Source organism: Saccharomonospora iraqiensis subsp. iraqiensis (assembly GCF_000430445.1).
GTDB lineage: Bacteria > Actinomycetota > Actinomycetes > Mycobacteriales > Pseudonocardiaceae > Saccharomonospora > Saccharomonospora iraqiensis.
In genome coordinates this window covers 16,855-19,537 of sequence record NZ_KE387030.1, presented here as the reverse complement: position 1 = coordinate 19,537, position 2,683 = coordinate 16,855, and the positions used below count along the sequence as shown (strand labels likewise).

Below are 2,683 nucleotides of genomic sequence, written 5' to 3'. Positions count from 1 at the left end.
CGGGCGCCGCCGGCGTCCCGGCCCCGTCGGCGCGGCGGGCAGCAGGCCCGCGTTCTGGGTCTACGGGTTGCTGACCGCGTTCGTGCTCGGCTCGGTGTTCCCGTTCTACTGGCAGTTCCTGGTCGCCAGCCGGGACGCCTCGATGCTCACCGAGGCGGTGCCGCCACTGCTTCCCGGCGGGAACTTCCTCGCCAATGCGGCGCGGGTGTTCGACACGGTCGAGTTCTGGAAGGCGCTCGGCAACAGCGTGATCGTGTCCGGGTCGGTGACCGTGTCCACGGTGCTGTTCTCCACCCTCGCCGGGTTCGCCTTCGCCAAGCTGCGCTTCCGCGGGCGCACACCGCTGTTCGTGTTCGTCGTCGCCACACTGGCCGTGCCGACCCAGCTCGGCATCATCCCGCTGTACATGGCGATGTCCGAACTGGGCTGGACCAACCAGCTGCAGGCGGTGATCGTGCCCAACCTGGTCACCGCGATCGGGGTGTTCTGGATGCGCCAGTACACCGTCGGCGCGGTGCCGTACGAGCTGATCGAGGCCGCCCGCGCGGACGGCTGCTCGATGATCCGCGTGTTCTGGCACGTGTGCGTGCCCGCCGTGCGCCCGGCCGCGGCGTTCCTGGCCATGTTCACGTTCATGACCTCGTGGAACGACTTCCTGTGGCCGCTGGTCGCGCTGGGCGCGGACAACCCGACCGTGCAGGTGGCGCTGGAACGCCTGCAGAGCGGCCACTACGTGGACTACTCGCTGGTGCTGGCCGGTACGACGCTGGCCACCATCCCGATTCTCGTCGTGTTTATCGTGCTCGGCCGCCAGATCGTGGCCGGGATCATGCAGGGTGCTGTGAAGGGGTGACTCGTGCTCGGTGAAAGTTCCGTCCACACGGACGGGTGTACGTTCCCTCCGGGGTTCGTGTGGGGTGTGTCCACGGCGGCGTTCCAGATCGAGGGGGCGACGGCCGCCGACGGCCGCCGACCGTCCATCTGGGACGAATTCTGTGCGCGGCCCGGTGCGGTCGTGGGCGGGGACACCGGGGAACCCGCCGCCGACCACTACCGGCGCTTCGCCGCCGACGTGGCGCTGATGCGGGAGCTGGGCGTGGGCGCGTACCGGTTCTCGCTGGCCTGGCCGCGGGTGCGGCCGGACGGCGGCGCGGTCAACCCCGCCGGGCTCGACTTCTACGAGCAGCTGGTGGACACGCTGCTCGCGGCGGGCATCACCCCGTGGCCCACGCTGTACCACTGGGATCTGCCGCAGGCGCTGGAGGAGCGGGGCGGCTGGGCCGCGCGGGAGACCGCGTACCGGTTCGCCGAGTACACCGAGGCCGTGCTCGGCAGGCTCGGCGACCGGGTGGACACCTGGACCACGCTGAACGAACCGTGGTGCGCGGCCTTCCTCGGCTACGCCTCCGGCCGGCACGCGCCCGGGCGCACCGAACCGCGCGCTGCCGTGGCCGCGGCGCACCACCTGCTGCTCGGGCACGGGCTCGCCGTCGACCGGATCCGCGACCTGGCGCCGGGCGCGCGTGCGGGGGTGACGTTCAACCTGTTCCCGGTCACCCCGGTCGACCCGGCCGACGCCGCCGACCGGGACACCGCACGGCGGGTGGACGGGCTGCAGAACCGGCTGTTCCTCGACCCGGTGCTGCGCGGGCACTACCCGGACGACGTGCTCGCCGACCTCGCGCCGTACGGGCTGGCCGACGTGGTCGCCGACGGCGACACCGCCCGCATCGGTACGCCGCTCGACCTGCTCGGGGTGAACTACTACCGCGACCTGTACGTCTCCGCGGTCCCGGACGAGAAGTCCGGCCTGCCGTCGGAGTGGGTCGGCGCCGAGCACGCGGGGTTCCCGGACCGGGGTCTGCCGCAGACCGACTCGGGCTGGGACGTCAACGCGGGCGAGCTGACCGCGCTGCTGCGCCGGCTGCACACCGAGTACCCCCGGCTGCCGCTGTATCTCACCGAGAACGGCGCCGCCTTCCCCGACCGGGCCGACGCCGACGGCGCGGTGCACGACCACGACCGCATCGCGTTCATCGACGCCCATCTGCGTGCCGCGCACGAGGCCGTGGCCGAGGGTGTGGACCTGCGCGGCTACTTCTACTGGTCGCTGCTGGACAACTTCGAGTGGGCCGAGGGCTACGCCAAACGGTTCGGCCTGGTGCACGTGGACTACCGGACCCAGCGCCGCACCCCGAAGGCGAGTGCGTCATGGTATTCCCGGGTGATGGCGGACAACGGGCTGAACGGACGACGATGAACGAACCCGGGGACCACCCGGCCGACGACCGGGCGACCCCCACGCTGGAGGAGGTCGCCCGGGTGGCCGGGGTTTCCCGCTCGACCGTGTCCCGCGTGATCAACGACCTGCCGGGGGTGAGCGGACGCGCCCGCCGGGCGGTGACCGCGGCGATCGCCGAGGTCGGCTACGTGCCCAACGAGGCGGCCCGCAGTCTGGTCACGCGGCGCACCAACTCGGTGGCGCTGGTGGTCTCCGAACCGGGGGACCGGGTCTTCGCCGACCCGTTCTTCGCCGGGGTGCTGCGCGGGGTCCACGCGGGACTCGCGGGCAGCGGGCGCCAGCTCGTGCTGATGATGCGCGGTTCCGGGGAGGACACCGCGGGGCAGGACGCCGCGGGGGAGGGCGCCGCGGGGGAGGACGCCGCGGGAGTGCGCACCGCGG

General features: G+C 72.6%; 3 protein-coding genes. All 3 read left to right on the top strand.

Translation table 11 applies throughout. From position 1 onward, the window contains the following. Window positions 1–67 precede the first annotated feature (67 nt). On the top strand, window positions 68–853 hold the full coding sequence (locus ACTIR_RS0100600) for a carbohydrate ABC transporter permease (protein WP_154663619.1): 786 nt from the start codon (window positions 68–70) through the stop codon (window positions 851–853). 3 nt (window positions 854–856) lie between these two features. Next, on the top strand, window positions 857–2,260 hold the full coding sequence (locus tag ACTIR_RS0100595) for a GH1 family beta-glucosidase (RefSeq protein WP_026452833.1): 1,404 nt from the start codon (window positions 857–859) through the stop codon (window positions 2,258–2,260). Continuing rightward, on the top strand, window positions 2,257–2,683 hold a 427-nt coding region (locus tag ACTIR_RS26125; protein ID WP_161629604.1), incomplete at its 3' end, for a LacI family DNA-binding transcriptional regulator. The genes ACTIR_RS0100595 and ACTIR_RS26125, both read left to right, overlap by 4 nt.